This is a genomic window from Mesorhizobium sp. WSM4845 (assembly GCF_055811455.1).
Genome location: NZ_JBVVQA010000042.1, coordinates 1 through 16620, shown reverse-complemented (window position 1 = coordinate 16620; position 16620 = coordinate 1). Strand labels below are relative to the sequence as shown.

Genomic DNA, 16620 nt, shown 5'->3' with positions numbered 1-16620 from the left:
TTCATCCTTCACCCGCTCGTCTACCAGTGGACCTGCCATGTTGAGCCGACCCAAATCGACGATAGCCAGGGCAGCGCGCGCCTTCGCGACGCTTTCGCTTGCCGCGACGGTCGCTGTGACCGGCACGGTCAGCGCTTTTGCGCAAAACGTGCCGGTGGTGCGCGATGCCGAGATCGAGGCGCTGGTGCGCGCCTATGCGCGGCCGATCTTCAGGGCCGCGGGCCTGCCGGAAGACGGCGTCGACATCGTGCTGGTCAACGACCAGAGTTTCAACGCCTTCGTTGCCGGGTCCCGCCTGTTCATCAACACCGGCGCCCTGATGTCGGCGGAGACGCCCAACGAGATCATCGGCGTCATCGCCCATGAAGCCGGCCATATCGCCGGTGGCCACCAGCAAAAATTGCGCAACCAGCTCGAACGCGCCAAGACGATGGCCATCATCGCGACGCTGCTTGGCGCCGGTGCCATGGTTGCCGGCGCCACCAGCAAAAGCCGGGGCCTGGCCGGCGCCGGCATGGGGGTTGCAGCTGGCGGCGGCGAGATGGCGCAGCGCAGCATCCTCGCTTATCAGCGCACCGAAGAGATGACCGCCGACCGCTCGGCGATAACCTATCTCAATGCCACCGGCCAGTCCGGCCTGGGCATGCTGAAGACCTTCGGCCGCTTTCAGAGCGCACTTTCGCTGTCGGGGGCGCAGGTCGACCCCTACCGGATCAGCCATCCGCTGCCGCGCGAACGCATCGCCAACCTCGAAGTCCTGGTCAAAAAAAGCCCCTACGTCGAAAAGGTCGATCCGCCGGCGCTGCAGCAGCGGCACGACATGATGCGCATCAAGATCGCCGCCTATATGGGAGGTCAGGCCGCCGCATCGCGGCTGATGCGCAAGATGCCGGGCAGCCTCGCCTCGCAATATGGCGACGCGCAGACGAGCTATCTTTTCGGCAATCTGGCCGGGGCGCTTGCCAAGACCAACGCGCTGATCAAGGCACAGCCGAAGAACCCCTATTTCCAGGAATTGCGCGGCGACATCCTGATGAAGGCGAACAAACCGAAGGCTGCCGCGGAAGCCTATGCCAAGGCGGTCAGCCTCGACCCAGCGCGATCCGGGCTGCTGCCGGTTTCCTACGGCCAGGCGCTGATGGCAGTCGGCACGCCCGATTCCCTGGAAAAAGCGGTGGTGCAGATCAACAAGGGTCTCGCGCGCGACCGAGAAAACGCCGTCGGTTACCGCCATCTTGCGCAGGCCTATGGCGAGCTTGGCAACATTCCGGCCGCCGACCTTGCGACCGCCGAAGGCCATTTCTATTCCGGCGCCTACAAGGATGCCAAGATCTTCGCAATGCGCGCGCAGATGAAAATGAAGCGTGGCGAGCCGGGCTGGATCCGCGCGCAGGACATCATAAACTACGCACCATCAGGCAAGAAAAAGTGAACCTTCCGGCCGTGCGCGGCGACAAGTGGTTGGACCAATCGGGTAGTCGACCAATCGGGTAGTCGGGCCAATCGGGTCGGACAACCCGGCCGGAAACCAGGCAAGAGGATCAGGATGATGAAAAAGGCAATTCTGCTGGGCACCACGGGCGTGGCGGTCGCTCTCGCCATGCTGGGTTTCGGGTTCGTGACCGGAAGTCCGCAGACGGCAAAGGCCGATGCCGCGCAGATCGCCCAGGCAGCCTCCGCCGACACCAAGATCGACCGGGCTGAAGTCGAAGGCATCATCCGCGACTATCTGCTGAAGAACCCGGAAGTGCTGCTGGAAGCTCAGGAGGCGCTCGAGGCCAAGCAGAAGGAGGCGCAGCGCGTCGCCAGTCTCGACGTCATCAAGGATGCCAAGGACCAGATCTTCAACTCGGCCTTCGACGGCGTCGTCGGCAATCCGAACGGCAAGGTCACCATCGTCGAATTCTACGACTACAATTGCGGCTACTGCAAACGCGCCATGGAGGACATGCAGACGCTGACGACAGCCGATCCGGATCTGCGCTTCGTGCTCAAGGAGTTCCCGATCCTCGGCCCGGATTCGCAGAAGGCAAGCGTCGTCTCGATGGCCTTCCACCTGATGATGCCGGAGAAATACGGCGAGTTCCACAACGCGCTGCTCGGCGCCCAGGGACGCGCCACCGAAGCGGCGGCCATCAAGGTAGCGCTTTCGCTCGGCGCCGACGAAGCGACGCTGCGCGAGAAGATGAAGGATCCGTCGATCGCCGAGGCCCTCTCCAAGACCTATGATCTTGCCAACAAGCTGGCCATCACCGGAACGCCTTCCTATGTGGTCGGCAACGAGGTGGTGTTCGGTGCGCTCGGCCAGGACGTGCTGGCGGAGAAGATCGAAGCGGCCAAGGCCGCACTCTGATCGGCGGCTGGCTTTCGGCGCAAGCCATTTTCCGCCTGTTGTGGACAGCGAAAGAACCCACTTGCGCTCTTTTCGCAGGCGTCTAAGCCCATTATAGAGGCCCGGTGCGCCGACTGATGCCGGCGCTGATGTGGTGGATTTGAAGTTCCTGCTGCTTTGGCGGCGTCAGCGTTCAGGAACTTTAAATCCACCACATCAGAAATGTATGAATTGCCAGTGTGGCTTTGAAGCCGAAATTCGTTCAAAGCGCTGCTCCAAGGTATTGCGAATTTCGGACTCGAAACCACACCGGGAAAGGTCGGCATTTTGAAAACGGTTTTCGTCCTGAACGGTCCCAACCTCAACGCGCTCGGCAAACGCGAGCCCGGCATCTATGGCGGCAAGACGCTGGCCGCGATCGCCGACGATTGCAAGCAGGCAGGTGCGGCACTTGGGCTCGAGATCGATTTCCGTCAGTCGAACCATGAGGGCGACCTCGTCGACTGGATACAGGAAGCCGCCGACAAGGCTGTCGGCATCGTCATCAATCCGGGCGCCTACAGCCACACCTCGATCGCCATTCACGACGCCATCCGCTCCGTCGCGCCATTGCCCGTCGCCGAAGTTCATCTTTCCAACATCCATGCGCGGGAATCATTCCGCCACGTCTCCATGGTCTCGCCGGTCGCCGTCGGCGTGATCTGCGGGTTCGGGCCGCTCGGCTACACACTGGCGCTGCAGGCGCTGGCCGCACGCCTATGACCGGCCAACAAACAGAAGGCTCGAAAATGTCGATAAAAAAGAATGGTGTTGACCAGCAGCTTATCCGCGATCTGGCGGGCATACTGAACGACACCAACCTCACCGAGATCGAGGTCGAGCTGGGCGACTTGAAGGTGCGTGTGTCGCGACAGGCGCCGGCCGTCCATGCGGTCGCCGCAGCGCAGCCCGCCTATGCGCCGCCGGCAGCGCAGCCGGCTGGCGCAGCCGCCCCGGCAGCGGCCGACGTGTCCAAGAACGCAGTGGCCTCGCCGATGGTCGGCACCGCCTACCTGGCGCCATCGCCCGACGCCAAGGCGTTCATCGAAGTCGGCCAACAGGTCAAGGAAGGCCAGACGCTGCTGATCATCGAGGCGATGAAGACGATGAACCAGATCCCCTCGCCGCGTGCCGGAACGGTGACGGCGATCCTGTTCGAGGATGCGCAGCCGGTCGAATACGGCATGCCGCTCGTCGTGATCGAGTAGAGCCGGGAACAGCCGAAAAATGTTCCAGAAAATCCTCATCGCCAATCGCGGCGAAATCGCTCTGAGGGTGTTGCGCGCCTGCAAGGAGCTCGGCATCCAGACGGTGGTGGTGCATTCCACCGCCGACGCCGACGCCATGCATGTGCGGCTCGCCGACGAGAGCGTCTGCATCGGCCCACCGCCGTCGCGCGACAGCTATCTCAACATCCACCAGATCGTCGCGGCGTGCGAGATCACCGGCGCCGACGCAGTGCATCCGGGCTACGGATTCCTGTCGGAGAATGCCAAATTCGCCGATATCCTCGCCGCGCACAACATCACGTTCATCGGCCCGTCCGGCGATCACATCCGCATCATGGGCGACAAGATCGAGGCCAAGCGCACCGCAAAGCGCCTCGGCATTCCGGTGGTGCCCGGCTCCGACGGGGCGGTCACCGAGGAAAAGGAAGCCAGACGCATCGCCGCCGAGATCGGCTACCCCGTGATCATCAAGGCGTCGGCCGGCGGCGGCGGGCGCGGCATGAAGGTGGCGCGCAGCGAAGCCGATCTTGTGGTCGCACTGCAGACGGCGCGCTCGGAAGCCGGTGCCGCATTCGGCGACGACGCCGTCTACATCGAGAAGTATCTCGAAAAGCCGCGCCACATCGAGGTCCAGGTGTTCGGCGACGGTGCCGGCCGCGGCGTGCATTTCGGCGAACGCGACTGTTCGCTGCAGCGCCGCCACCAGAAGGTCTGGGAAGAGGCGCCCTCGCCGGCGCTCAATGCCGAGGAGCGCGCACATATCGGCGGCGTCTGTGCCAGGGCGATTGCCGATCTCGGCTACTCCGGCGCCGGCACCATCGAATTCCTCTATGAGAACGGCGAGTTCTACTTCATCGAGATGAACACGCGCCTGCAGGTCGAGCATCCGGTGACTGAGGCAATCACCGGCATCGACCTCGTGCACGAGCAGATCCGCGTCGCCTCGGGCGGCGGGCTTTCCATGCGCCAGGAAGAGATCCGCCTTCAGGGCCACGCCATCGAATGCCGCATCAATGCCGAGGATCCGCGCACCTTCACCCCCTCGCCCGGCACGATCACCCACTTCCACACGCCGGGCGGCCTCGGCATCCGTGTCGATTCCGGCGTCTATTCCGGCTACAAGATCCCGCCCTACTACGACAGTTTGATCGGCAAGCTGATCGTGCACGGCCGCAATCGCGTCGAATGCATGATGCGGCTGCGGCGGGCGCTCGACGAATTCGTCGTCGACGGCATCAAGACGACGCTGCCGCTGTTTCGCGATCTCGTCGGCAATGCCGATATCGCCAATGGCGAGTATGACATCCACTGGCTAGAAAAATATCTGGCCGATGAGGATTAGGACGTGAACTTATAGAATATAATGACGCGATGACCCGTCCCTACGCGCCAGGCTATCGCATCCCGACCGACCTGTTGCTCAAGGCCTACGCCTCGGGGGTCTTTCCGATGGCCGAAAGCGCTACCGATCCGGAAGTGTTCTGGGTGCGGCCGGAGACGCGCGGCATCATCCCGCTGGACGGATTTCACACGCCCAAAAGCCTGAGGAAGGCGATCCGGAAAAACCTGTTCGATATCCGTTTCGATTTTGATTTCGAGGCGACCATCGACGGCTGCGCCGAGAGGCGCGAGGAACGGCGGTCGACCTGGATCAATGCGCCGATCCGCGAGGCCTATGTCGAACTCCATCGGATGGGCCATTGCCATTCGGTCGAAGCCTGGCGCGAGGGTCGGCTGGTTGGCGGCCTCTACGGCGTGTCTCTCGGCCGGGTGTTCTTCGGCGAAAGCATGTTCGCCAGGGAAACGGACGCGTCGAAGGTCTGCCTGGTGCACCTGGTCGAACGCCTGAAGGAACGGCGCTTTGCGTTGCTCGACACGCAGTTCACCACCGAGCACCTCAAACGCTTCGGCGCGGTCGACGTGCCAAGGGGCAAGTATGAAAAGATGCTGGCTGACGCGCTGAAGGGCGAAGCGGTTTTTTTCCCATGATCTGAGCCAAAGGTCGGGTTTTTGGTCAGGTTTTTGCGGCAGGCTCAAGCGGCGTCTGCGCGTGGAACATCATCTTCCAGCCATTGACGCGATGGACATAGCCGGTGCTGACCAGCGCCGAATAGGGCTCGCCATTCTCGCGCGTGGCATGGGCCTCGTAGGTAAGCATGACAATGTCGCTGCCCGGCTCGATGATGCCCTTGAGGTCGATGTCGAGATCGCGCCAGCGATTTGGGTCCGTCGCGGTTTCGGCCAGATCGGCGTTGCTCATCGTTTGCGCCATCTGTGGGAAAGCCACCAGGCATTCGGTGTCGGCATTGGCTTTGAAATAGGCAGCGTCGCCGGTCCAGAACCCTTTTTCGAGATCGAGGAGTTCGTTCTTGTTGGCCATCATGGGAACATCTCCGTAACGCCAGCCATGAGCAACGCACTGAGAATAAGGCGGTTCCGGAAGGCTCAGTAAGTGATTGCGAACGGGCGATCCCGCACGCCAGGGATTATAACTGGTCTGGCTAATTGGTTTTGGCCGCGTCTGGTGCCGGCACCTCCGACTTCTGCTTGCAGCCCTTCAGCCAGACGTCGTAGACGGCGTGCTCGACGGCGTTGAGGCCGGGGCTTTCGGCAAACATCCAGCCGGTGAAGATACGGCGGATCTTGCGATCCAGCGTGATCTCGTCGACCTCGACGAAAGAATCGGTCTTCGGCTCTTCGGTTTGCGGCTGCGAATAGCAGATGCGCGGCGTCACCTGCAAAGCGCCGAACTGCACCGTTTCGTCGATATAGACATCGAACGTGATGATGCGGCCGGTGATCTTGTCGATGCCGGCGAATTCGGCGACAGGATTGGTGATGCGTTGTGGCGCCGCCGGTGCCGCCGGCGCCACTGTCGCATCCGGTTCCACGGTCGCATCCGGTTCCATTGGCGCATCCGGGTCCACTGGCGCCTCAAATTCCGTCGGCGCCCCCGGGTCCACTGGCGCCTCAAATTCCGTCGGCGCCCCCGGGTCCACTGGCGCCTCCAGCGTCTGAGCGGCGGCCATGGCGCAAGCGACAAAAGCGGCGGCCGTCGTCAGTCCGCCCATCGAAATTCGGCTGAAAATGCTCATGCAGGGATCCGGTGGTTTGCGCCCGGGGTGATTCTGTCGCGCCCAAGGCTAGTCGCTGCTGTCAGATCGACAAGCAGCTAAACGCCAATTGTGGCGATAAAGGATCGATCCGCCCTTGGCGAGCGGTTAGAGACCGTTTGAAAACTCTACTCTGGCGGCCATCTGACGGCGTTTTCTGCGCTTACCTACAGCGCCGCGCGTCCTTTGGACGCGCAAAGGACGCTGTAGCACTTTTGGTTTTGCGCATGAACCTTTCCGAAAATCTTTCGGATTTTCGGGGTCATGCGCGGGCTCACGGACCCAAATGTCCGCTCCGCGCCGGTTCTCGAAACCACCACCATATGACTCGCCAGAGCGAATTTCGAAACAGTCTCTTACGACCCCGGCGTCCAGGCGTCGTAATCGCCGGTCACCTGCGGGCGGTGCTGATTGCTGAGTATGGAGCCCTTGGGGCGATAGGCCGCGGCACTTCCGGTGAGGTTCGGCTGATGCGGCTTCTGCCAGTCGCGTGGCTTGTAGGTGTCGCTCGTCGGCGGGACATCGACGCGGTGATGCATCCAGCCATGCCAGCCGGGCGGAATCATCGAGGCTTCCGAATAGTCGCGATAGATGACCCAGCGGCGGGTGCGGCCTTCCGAATCGACACCACCCTCGTAGTAGACGTTGCCGGCCTCGTCCTGCCCGACTTTCTTGCCATGCCGCCAGGTATGGAAGCGCGTGCCCAGCGTCTGGCTGTTCCACCAGGTGAAAAACTGCAGAAGGAAAGTCTTCATCCAAAATCCCCGTGGCAAATCCCCGCGGTGGCGACAGCGGCGGCGCCTGTTTCCTGCTTATGGCGTCAGGCCATCGCCAAGGCAAGGGTTTTGCCGCACGAGCCACGCAAATGGCCGTCGGAAAACCGACGCACAGTGGCAAGCCTTTCGCGTCCTTTCGAGGCATGCCTTGCCAAGGCTGCCGGGTCTTTCTAAAGCTCAGCGCGCCGCATGCAGGAACCAGCCTGATTGACGGTTGAGGGAGGGAATGATGGCCCCAGACGCATCCGGCGCCGATCCGCGGATCAGTGCCAGCTCCATTCGCCTACGCAAGGGCGGCGAGCCGATCGTCTGCCTCACCGCCTATACCTACCCCATCGCTCGCCTGCTCGACGATCATGTCGACCTGCTTCTGGTCGGCGACAGCGTGGCCATGGTTCTCCATGGCCACAAGACCACGCTGGGCGCCTCGCTGGAGATGATGATCGCCCACGGTCAAGCGGTGATGCGAGGGTCAGCCAAGGCCTGCGTGGTGGTCGACATGCCGGCCGGAAGCTATGAGGCAACGGCGCGCCAAGCCGTCGCCTCGGCGCGGCGGATTGTCGGCGAAACCGGTTGCCAGGCCGTCAAGCTGGAGGGTGGCGTGACAGTTGCCCGACAGATTGCGGCGATTGTCGCTGCCGGCATTCCGGTCATGGGACATATCGGCTTGCAGCCGCAATCGGTGGAAAGCGACGGCGGCTACAGGATCAAGGGCCGGACCGACGAGAATGTGGCTGCGCTTTATCGCGACGCCGAGGCGGTCGAAAAAGCCGGCGCGTTTTCGGTGGTCATCGAAGGCACCGTCGAGACCGTCGCCGCCGATATCACCCGGCACATTTCCATTCCAACCATCGGCATCGGCGCCAGCGGCGAGTGCGACGGCCAGATCCTGGTCATCGACGACATGGTCGGCCTGACCGTCGACCGGGTGCCGAAATTCGTCAAGCAATATGCCGACCTGCGCAGCGTCATATCGCAGGCGGCAGCCAGCTATGTAGCGGAGGTGCGCAGCCGGACATTCCCCGGCCCGAGCCACGTTTTTTCGGCCGCAGCCGACAAGAGCGAAGCATGAGCCGGGGCGAAGCATGAGCCGACCTCTCGTCGTCGACAGCGTCGCCGCCCTTCGCGCGCAAATCCGCGACTGGCGTCGCGATGGCCTTAGCCTTGCCATGGTGCCGACCATGGGTGCGCTGCATAACGGCCATATCTCGCTGATCAGGATCGCGCTGGAGAAGGCCGATCGCTGCGTTGTCTCGATCTTCGTCAACCCAACCCAGTTCGCGCCGAGCGAAGACCTCGACAAATATCCGCGCCAGCTCGGCCGCGACCTCGATCGGCTGGCCGAGGCCGGCGCACAACTTGCCTTCACCCCTGGTGTGGCGCAGATGTACCCGGCCGGCTTCGCCACCAGGATCTCGGTCGGCGGGCCAGCCGCCGGGCTGGAATCGGATTTCCGGCCGACCTTCTTCGACGGCGTCGCAACCGTCGTGGCAAAGCTCTTCCTGCAGGCGTCGCCCGACTGCGCGGTCTTTGGCGAAAAGGATTATCAGCAGCTTTGCGTCGTCAGGCAGCTCTGCAGCGATCTTGATCTGCCGGTGGACATCATCGGCGCGCCAACAATACGCGACGCGCACGGGCTCGCCATGTCGTCACGCAACGCCTATCTCGGCGAAACCGAGCTCGCGGTGGCGCGCCAGCTCAACGCCATCTTGCGCCGAACGGCGGCGGCACTCGCGGCAGGCGCGGATGAAGGCAGTGCGACCGCCGAGGCCAGCCGCGCGCTGGTCGAGGCCGGCTTCGACAAAGTCGACTATGTCGCGGCGCGCGAGAGCCTGACGCTCGCCCCGTGGCGGCCAAACCGCGACGGACGCCTGCTCGCAGCCGCCTGGCTGGGCAAGACCCGGCTGATCGACAATGTGGAAGTTCCCTCCGCCTGAAGCGCGTGCCGTTTGGATGGATTCATGCGACGCGCTTCAGGTTGTTGCTTTGATGCATGTCGCTATTGCAAAACCGCTTCGCACCCTCGGTTCAAGCCCGAGGGCGTGCTTTTGCGCGACATGCTTAGGGCCAATCAGGCATCAAGGCCAATCAGGCGACCTTGAGATCCTTCATCGCCTTCTCGTAGACATCCTTGATCGGCTTGGATACGTCTTCGGCGGCTTTCGTCGCCGCCGCCTGGAGCTCCTTGCTCTGCTCGACCGTCTTTTCCACCTGCTTGCGCAAGAAGTCTGTCTGCAGTTCGACGAACTCGGAGGGCGATTTCACGGTAACCAGGGCTTCGAGGTGAGAAAAGCTGGCCTCAACATTTGCGCGCAAAGCGGCGATCGTCTTCAGCGACAGCTCATTGCTAGCGGTCTTGGCTGTTTCGAAGGATGACTCGAGAGCCTTCTGGGTCGCCTCGGCGCCGGTCGCCAATTTCGATAAGGCTTCTTTCGATTGCTCGACGCCCTTTTCGGCGACAGCACGGAACTGATCGGTTACCTCGGTCTGGACTTCTGCATTCTCAACGTTTTCAGCAGTTTTGTCAGCGGTCTTCGTCATAGTTTCCATCCTTTGCGGTGGGCGACCTTTGTAGAAAGGCCGTCTCGTTCATCTAGAACCTGACGTTACGGCATCTGCAGTGCATTGCAATATTTTTGTGCGTCGCACCATGATTTTTGTCTCAGCGTTAGCCACCGGTGAATTTCTACCTTCGGGCGTGTTTTTTGCGGACCGCGATTCCGCAGTTCAGCCCGCAACCGACCGGCGCAGCCCCGTAAAAACGCAACTGACTGCGACCTGTCAGGCCAGGCAAATCTATTCGATCGCCTTTTCCAAAATCAGCGCCGGCAGCCCTGAGCCACCGCCACAGTCAGCAGTGTTCCCGGCTGGCAAAAACCCTTTCGAGCGATAGAAGGCGACGGCGGGAGCATTTGCCTCTTCCACTTCGACACGCAGCGTCCGCGCCTCGGGAAAGCTGGCCTCGACCTCTTCCAGCAGCGCCTGGCCGATCCCTTGCCTCTGGCAGGCCGGATGCACGTAGAGCTGGTTCAGCATGACGATCCTCGCATCCGTGGTGGCTGCGGCGAACGCCATGCCGCCAATGCGGTTGCCATCGTCTGCGACCAGGAATTCGGAGTTCGGCCGTGTCAGCCGCGCCTTGAGCGAGGCGATCGAATGCCATTCATCTGTTATCTCAGCGACTTTGGCAGCACCATAGATGGCGTCGTAGGTGGCGTGCCACGTTTCGACCAGCAACGCCCGGACCGCGGCAAGATCGCGCTCGCCGGCGGTGCGAACGAACATCATCCTATTCGATCCCGAGTTTGGCCTTGACGAGGTCGTTGACGGCCTGCGGGTTGGCCTTGCCGCCAGTCGCCTTCATCACCTGGCCGACGAACCAGCCGGCCATGCTCGGCTTGGCGCGCGCCTGCTCGACCTTGTCGGGATTGGCTGATATCACCTCGTCGACCGCCTTTTCGATGGCGCCGGTGTCGGTGACCTGTTTCATGCCGCGACTTTCGACTAGCTGGCGCGGATCGCCGCCTTCGTTCCAGACGATCTCGAACAGATCCTTGGCGATCTTGCCGGAGATGGTGCCCTCTTTTATCAGATCAATGACCGCGCCGAGCTGATCGGGCGAAACCGGAGCATTTTCAATACCCTTGCCGGCTCTGTTCAAAGCACCGAGCAGATCGTTGATGACCCAGTTGGCGGCAAGCTTGCCGTCGCGACCAGCGGCCACCTTCTCGAAATAGTCGGCGACCGCCTTTTCCGACACCAGGATCGAGGCGTCGTAGGTCGACAGGCCGAGCGAGGAGATCAGCCGCGCCTTCTTGGCGTCGGGCAGTTCAGGCAGATCCTTTGCCAGCGCATCGACATAGGCCTGGTCGAATTCCAGCGGCAACAGGTCGGGATCCGGGAAATAGCGGTAGTCGTGCGCTTCTTCCTTGGAACGCATCGAGCGCGTCTCGCCCTTGTTGGGATCGAACAGCCGCGTTTCCTGGTCGATCTTGCCACCGTCCTCGAGGATGGCGATCTGGCGGCGCGCCTCGTAGTCGATGGCCTGGCCGATGAAGCGGATCGAGTTGACGTTCTTGATCTCGCAGCGCGTGCCGAATTCGCCGCCGGGCCGGCGCACCGAGACGTTGACATCGGCGCGCAGCGAGCCTTCGTCCATATTGCCGTCGCAAGTGCCGAGGTATCGCACGATGGTGCGCAGCTTGGTGACATAGGCCCTGGCCTCGTCGGCGGATCGCATGTCAGGCTTGGAGACGATCTCCATCAGCGCCACGCCGGAGCGGTTGAGGTCGACATAGGACATCGTCGCATGCTGGTCGTGCATCGACTTGCCGGCATCCTGCTCCAGATGCAGGCGCTCGATGCCGACCTCGATGTCCTCGAACTCGCCCTGCCGGTCGGGACCGACGGAGACGATCACCTTGCCCTCGCCGACGATCGGCTGCTTGAACTGTGAAATCTGATAGCCCTGCGGCAGATCGGGATAAAAATAGTTTTTCCGGTCGAAGACCGATTTGTGGTTGATCTCGGCCTTCAGCCCGAGGCCGGTGCGGATCGCCTGCTTGACGCATTCCTCGTTGATGACCGGCAGCATGCCCGGCATCGCCGCATCGACGAGGCTGACATTGGCGTTTGGCGGCGCACCGAACGCCGTCGAGGCGCCGGAGAACAGTTTTGCTTGCGAGGTCACCTGCGCATGGACCTCCAGGCCGATGATGATCTCCCAGTCGCCGGTGGCGCCTGATATCAGGCGCTTGGCGTCGGGTGTGCGGGTGTCGATGAGGGTCATGGCGGCCTGCGCGTTATCGGTGACGGAATTCACGTGAATTCGACGTTTAAAGTGAAGTCATCCGCTAATGCAAACCGCAAAAGGAGACAAGCGTGAAGCCGCAGGCTGGTAGGGGCAACCGTTATTGGAAACGTTTGCGCTGCCCCTCACCTGCCTGCCGGCATCCTCTCCCCGTATAGTGACGGGGAGAGGGGCGCCCGCATCAACGATTTCGCCAATCTCCATTGTAGCAAGAAAAGCCGCCAAGGCTGCGGCCGGCCCCTTCTCCCCGTCATTATACGGGGAGAAGTGCCCGGCAGGGCGATGAGGGGCGGCGCCGACTTCGACAAGACTTGCTGGCGATCTCACGCCGTCGCGATATAGGCCCTGATCTCTGCGGCCTCGCGCTCGACATCCTCGATGCGCCGCTTGACCACGTCGCCGATCGACACGATGCCGTCGAGCAGGCCGTCCTTTTCCACCGGCAGATGGCGGAAACGGCCACTGGTCATGATCTCCATGACCTCGTTGACGGTGTGGTTCTCATTGCAGATCTTCACCTTGGGGGTCATTGCCGAACGCACCGCGATATCCAATGCGGCGGCGCCTTCCCTGGCGAGGACCCGCACGACGTCGCGCTCGGAAAGAATGCCGACGATCTTGTGATCGCCATTGGTGATGACCAGCGCACCGATCCTGTGCTCGGCCAGGATGCGAATGGCCTCGCTCAGTTTTTCGTTCGGCCCAAGCGTCAACACGTCGTGGCCCTTCTGCTCGAGAATTGCCTTAACAGTCATGGCGTCCTCCTCAGTTTACCTTGCCGGTTCCTGCCCTGACCGGCTTTCCCTAGTGCCAGACATCGTGCGCCGCGATCGATTGGTTTTCAAGTGCGGCGAGGCTCAGGCCCTGAACTCGTCCGCCTGCTGCCGCCGATCGAAAGCCCGCAGGCCGAAGAAGCCGGCGACAAAACCGCCAATATGAGCCTCCCAGGCGATCTGGCTGTCGATGCCGGGCGCGAAGGCAACGAGGCCGGTGGCGAGATTGATCACCATCCAGATGGCAAGAAAAGTCACAACGCCGCGCGAGCGGAACACCGCCGCCATCGGCAGCGGCGCGCCGGCGAAGGCGGCTTTGCCGGACGAGCGGTCGGTGCGGAAGCCGAAGCGCGCGGCGGCCCCCATCATGCCGGAAATCGCCCCCGATGCGCCGACCAGCGGCGCCTCGCCGAGCGGATGCACGGCCCAGAACAGCACCACCGCCGCCAGCCCGGTCGCGGCGAAGAACAGGCTGAAACGAAGCGCGCCGAAGCGGTTCGCCAGTGGTGAGCCGAAAGCCGCCAGCCACACCATGTTGACGGCCAGATGAGCAAAGCCGCCATGCAGGAAGGCATAGGTGAAGGGCCGGGAAAACAGGAACCAGTCGAAGCCATATTGGCCAGTATAAAGAACTGGAATGAAGGCCGCATCGTACAACAATGTCAGCAACTGGCTTTGGCTAAGCACGTACTCCTGGATGAGATAGAGGACGACGCAGATGCCGATCACCGCCAACACAACGGGCGGCATGTTGAACACCGGCTCGCGGCGCGGCTCCGGCTCACGGCCGACAGGTCCGCCCTCGCCCTGTTCGATTTCCGAGGGGCTTGCTGGTTCGCTCATATGGCTCGCACTCAGTCGCTGGTTTCGACTTCGCGAGCATGTAGATCACGGTCACCCGATTCACAAAGGGCGAATCGCCCCACGCAAATCAAAACGGCGCGAATCAAAATTGGCGCGAATCAAAAAGAAGCCGTCCAAGGTTGCCCTTGAACGGCTGGTCGAGCCCCCATGCTCCCCCAAACTCTTGACTGAAATGCTGCCGATCGCTGCGAAACGACCGCTTCTGGAGTGGTTTTAACGTGCCACGGGCCTGGGCGGAGCGCAACGTAAACCACTTGTTAACCTTAACGGCCCCCACCCGTGAACAAGTGTTAACGATGCTGGCACGCATCCTGCTCCGCAACGCATGTAGGTCCTCGGAGGGCGCCCTTCTGTTCACCGATGGGACATCAGACGACAGATTGCGCGGAGCAGCATAACATGAACCAGAACGGATCGATCACGCTGTTCCATTATTGGAACCGGCTGCGTGACGGGCGCCCTGCCCCGAAGCGTTCGGAAGTCGAGCCGGCCGATATCAAGTCGCTGCTGGCCGACACATTCATCCTGGAAAAGGATACGCGCGGCGAAGCGGTATTCCGGCTCGCCGGCACCAGGCTTTGCGCGGTCTATGGCCGTGAACTCAAGGGGTTTTCCTTTCCCTCGCTGTGGCGCGAGAAGGACCAGCGGCTTATCTCGAAACTGATCCAGGGCGTCTTCGATCAAAAATCCGTCGTGCTCATCACCTATGAGGGTTTCAGCCGCACCGACCGTTCCAGCAAGTTCGAGCTGCTCGCCCTGCCGCTCGACGGCGGCGTCGACAATCCGCGCTGCCTCGGCGTGATAAGCGCCGCTGAAAAACCCTTCTGGCTGGGCGCGGATCCGATCGCCGACGCCCTGATCGATTCGATCCGTCTCGTCGATCCGGAGAAGGAACCGAAATTCCTCAAGAACCGGCCGGCCATCGACGTTCCCTCGCTTGTCCCGTCGGAACTCGATCCGTCCCAGACGATTTCGGCGCTCGGCCAGGCACGCCGCATCCGTCATCTGGTCGTATTCGACGGCGGGCGCGGGGAATAATCCAAAATCCTAAAGTAGCGGCGTCAGGCTTTCCCCTTTGTTAACCCGCTTCGCTGTAGCTTTCCGGCGAAGTTCCTCGCATCAACGCGCGGAATGCCAAACGGGGTGTAGGCAGTCATGAGGTCAGCGGCGGTCGACACCGCGCCGTCCCAAGCTGAAAGGCGCAACTTTCAGCGCGTCCGCGTGAAGATCTATGGACGCTTCATGCTGGAGGATCGCACCGAACATCCGTGCCAGGTGGTCGACATGTCGCCGGGCAATGTAGCGCTTCGCACCGAGCGCATCGGCATGCCGGGCGAGAAAGTCATCGCCTATATCGATCACATCGGCCGTATCGAAGGCGTCGTCACCCGCATCCTGCAGGACGGTTTCGCGATGACGGTCATCGCGTCGGAACGCAAGAAGGACAAGCTTGCAGCGCAATTGACCTGGCTTGCCAACAAACACGAGCTCGATCTGCCGGAAGACCGCCGCCACGAACGCGTGGCGCCGCGCAATCCGACCAGCGTGCTTCAGCTCGGCGACGGGCGCCAGTACCAGTGCCGCATCATCGACCTGTCGCTTTCGGGCGCCGCGGTCGAGATCGACGTCAAGCCGGCACTCGGCATCCAGGTCATGCTGGGCACCATGCGCGGCCAGGTGGTGCGCCATTTCGAGGACGGCATCGCCATCGAGTTCGCGGTCATCCAGAGGCCGGAAACGCTCGATTCCGAATTCAACGCATCCGGCACCTGACAAACAGCGCACATTCCCGCAATCGACCGGCCCCATTTCGGCCGGTTTTTTTGTTGGAGCGCCGGTCAACGCCGCCTGCCACCGATGCCGCGCCAAGGCGCCGCGCCGCGCCGATGTGATCCCGGCGAAAACCACCTCAACAGTTTTATACTGAAATAATTCAAATTTTATGTTTATTCTATGGGCGTTTTACTTAATGTCTACTTCGAGCCTTTGCGTCGAATAAATCCAAACGTGTCATTGTCTCCTCAAACGGGGAGACTGGACGATGAAGAAGACGAGGGGCAAGCTGTTGCTATTGGCAATGGCGACGCAGCTTACCGCCTGGGGAACAGCGTATGCAGCGGGACCTGCCTTCATGCACACCGGCAGCCGCACCACACAGCCGGTCGGCCATTACGAGTTCTGCCAGAAGATCCCGCAGGAATGCAATCAGCGGACGCCGAAGCAGGCGCCGATCGAACTGACCCGCAAGCTGTGGGCGAGGATCGTGAGCATCAACAATTCGGTCAACCGCAGGATCGCGCCGCGCACCGATATGGAACTGTGGGGCAAGGAAGAGGTCTGGTCCTATTCCAACAGCGAATTCGGCGACTGCGAGGACTATGCGCTGGAAAAGCGCCGCGCGCTGATGAACATCGGCCTTCCGGCCGGCGACCTGCTGATGACGGTTGCGCGCCAGCCGAACGGAGACGGCCACGCGGTGCTGACCGTGCGCACCAGCCTCGGAGAGTTCATCCTCGACAATCTCGAAACCAGGGTGCTGTCCTGGACCAACACCGACTACACCTATCTGAAGCGCCAATCGAGCCAGAATTCTGGCGCTTGGGTAACGATCAACGACGGCCGCTCCGGCGCGGTTGCCAGCGTCCGCTAAGGACGCGACGCAAAAACCCGGTCGAGCCCCACCC

At 62.0% G+C, this 16620-nt stretch carries 19 protein-coding genes; 11 read left to right on the top strand and 8 right to left on the bottom strand.

Features of this window, described 5'->3' with window-relative positions; translation table 11 throughout:
• The first annotated feature begins 37 nt into the window (after positions 1-37).
• The 6 genes from AC0L2C_RS30745 (at position 38) to aat (ending at position 5589) form a co-directional block, all read left to right on the top strand.
• The gene (locus tag AC0L2C_RS30745; RefSeq protein WP_287062007.1) at positions 38-1432 is read left to right on the top strand and encodes a M48 family metalloprotease; all 1395 of its coding nucleotides are present in this window, start codon (positions 38-40) and stop codon (positions 1430-1432) included.
• 117 nt (positions 1433-1549) lie between these two features.
• Positions 1550-2353 carry a DsbA family protein gene (locus AC0L2C_RS30740; protein WP_128168521.1) on the top strand — a complete coding sequence of 268 codons (804 nt, stop codon included), beginning with the start codon at positions 1550-1552 and terminating at the stop codon, positions 2351-2353.
• A gap of 306 nt (positions 2354-2659) precedes the next feature.
• Positions 2660-3094, top strand: coding sequence for a type II 3-dehydroquinate dehydratase (aroQ, locus tag AC0L2C_RS30735; protein WP_031254564.1), 435 nt, complete (start codon positions 2660-2662; stop codon positions 3092-3094).
• 26 nt (positions 3095-3120) lie between these two features.
• Positions 3121-3579, top strand: coding sequence for an acetyl-CoA carboxylase biotin carboxyl carrier protein (gene accB / locus AC0L2C_RS30730; protein WP_023798158.1), 459 nt, complete (start codon positions 3121-3123; stop codon positions 3577-3579).
• 19 nt (positions 3580-3598) lie between these two features.
• On the top strand, positions 3599-4942 hold the full coding sequence (gene accC, locus AC0L2C_RS30725; protein ID WP_473525178.1) for an acetyl-CoA carboxylase biotin carboxylase subunit: 1344 nt from the start codon (positions 3599-3601) through the stop codon (positions 4940-4942).
• A gap of 29 nt (positions 4943-4971) precedes the next feature.
• Positions 4972-5589: a leucyl/phenylalanyl-tRNA--protein transferase gene (gene aat, locus AC0L2C_RS30720; protein ID WP_027154458.1), complete on the top strand. Its 618-nt coding sequence runs from the start codon at positions 4972-4974 to the stop codon at positions 5587-5589.
• 25 nt (positions 5590-5614) lie between these two features.
• Here the strand turns inward: aat and AC0L2C_RS30715 are convergent, their stop codons facing one another.
• From AC0L2C_RS30715 to AC0L2C_RS30705, 3 genes are all read right to left on the bottom strand, one after another.
• Positions 5615-5983: a hypothetical protein gene (locus AC0L2C_RS30715; RefSeq protein WP_287237628.1), complete on the bottom strand. Its 369-nt coding sequence runs from the start codon at positions 5981-5983 to the stop codon at positions 5615-5617.
• A gap of 118 nt (positions 5984-6101) precedes the next feature.
• Positions 6102-6695, bottom strand: coding sequence for a DUF2155 domain-containing protein (locus AC0L2C_RS30710; protein WP_473495175.1), 594 nt, complete (start codon positions 6693-6695; stop codon positions 6102-6104).
• A 374-nt stretch (positions 6696-7069) separates the two neighbouring features.
• On the bottom strand, positions 7070-7468 hold the full coding sequence (locus AC0L2C_RS30705; RefSeq protein WP_023798164.1) for an NADH:ubiquinone oxidoreductase subunit NDUFA12: 399 nt from the start codon (positions 7466-7468) through the stop codon (positions 7070-7072).
• A 250-nt stretch (positions 7469-7718) separates the two neighbouring features.
• Here AC0L2C_RS30705 and panB point away from each other — a divergent pair, with 250 nt between their 5' ends.
• On the top strand, positions 7719-8561 hold the full coding sequence (gene panB, locus AC0L2C_RS30700; protein WP_473525177.1) for a 3-methyl-2-oxobutanoate hydroxymethyltransferase: 843 nt from the start codon (positions 7719-7721) through the stop codon (positions 8559-8561).
• A gap of 13 nt (positions 8562-8574) precedes the next feature.
• Complete coding sequence (panC, locus tag AC0L2C_RS30695; RefSeq protein WP_473525176.1) at positions 8575-9426, top strand: pantoate--beta-alanine ligase; 852 nt, start codon at positions 8575-8577, stop codon at positions 9424-9426.
• Between the two features lie 151 nt (positions 9427-9577).
• On the opposite strand, the gene AC0L2C_RS30690 is transcribed toward panC, so the two are convergent.
• The 5 genes from AC0L2C_RS30690 to AC0L2C_RS30670 all read right to left on the bottom strand — a co-directional run bounded on the left by AC0L2C_RS30690 (position 9578) and on the right by AC0L2C_RS30670 (position 13915).
• The gene (locus tag AC0L2C_RS30690) at positions 9578-10030 is read right to left on the bottom strand and encodes a phasin (RefSeq protein ID WP_027154463.1); all 453 of its coding nucleotides are present in this window, start codon (positions 10028-10030) and stop codon (positions 9578-9580) included.
• A 255-nt stretch (positions 10031-10285) separates the two neighbouring features.
• On the bottom strand, positions 10286-10774 hold the full coding sequence (locus AC0L2C_RS30685; protein ID WP_128168559.1) for a GNAT family N-acetyltransferase: 489 nt from the start codon (positions 10772-10774) through the stop codon (positions 10286-10288).
• A gap of 4 nt (positions 10775-10778) precedes the next feature.
• A complete protein-coding gene (gatB, locus tag AC0L2C_RS30680; RefSeq protein ID WP_236390018.1) occupies positions 10779-12278 on the bottom strand; it encodes an Asp-tRNA(Asn)/Glu-tRNA(Gln) amidotransferase subunit GatB in 1500 nt (499 codons plus the stop codon).
• A 344-nt stretch (positions 12279-12622) separates the two neighbouring features.
• On the bottom strand, positions 12623-13054 hold the full coding sequence (locus AC0L2C_RS30675) for a CBS domain-containing protein (protein WP_023798170.1): 432 nt from the start codon (positions 13052-13054) through the stop codon (positions 12623-12625).
• A 102-nt stretch (positions 13055-13156) separates the two neighbouring features.
• Complete coding sequence (locus tag AC0L2C_RS30670) at positions 13157-13915, bottom strand: rhomboid family intramembrane serine protease (RefSeq protein ID WP_027154468.1); 759 nt, start codon at positions 13913-13915, stop codon at positions 13157-13159.
• A 420-nt stretch (positions 13916-14335) separates the two neighbouring features.
• Between AC0L2C_RS30670 and AC0L2C_RS30665 the strand changes: the two genes are divergently transcribed.
• The 3 genes from AC0L2C_RS30665 (at position 14336) to AC0L2C_RS30655 (ending at position 16586) form a co-directional block, all read left to right on the top strand.
• Positions 14336-14974, top strand: coding sequence for a PAS domain-containing protein (locus AC0L2C_RS30665; RefSeq protein WP_091591271.1), 639 nt, complete (start codon positions 14336-14338; stop codon positions 14972-14974).
• A 117-nt stretch (positions 14975-15091) separates the two neighbouring features.
• A complete protein-coding gene (locus AC0L2C_RS30660; RefSeq protein ID WP_473525175.1) occupies positions 15092-15709 on the top strand; it encodes a PilZ domain-containing protein in 618 nt (205 codons plus the stop codon).
• Positions 15710-15977: 268 nt separating this feature from the next.
• Positions 15978-16586, top strand: coding sequence for a transglutaminase-like cysteine peptidase (locus AC0L2C_RS30655; RefSeq protein WP_473525174.1), 609 nt, complete (start codon positions 15978-15980; stop codon positions 16584-16586).
• Positions 16587-16620: the final 34 nt, after the last annotated feature.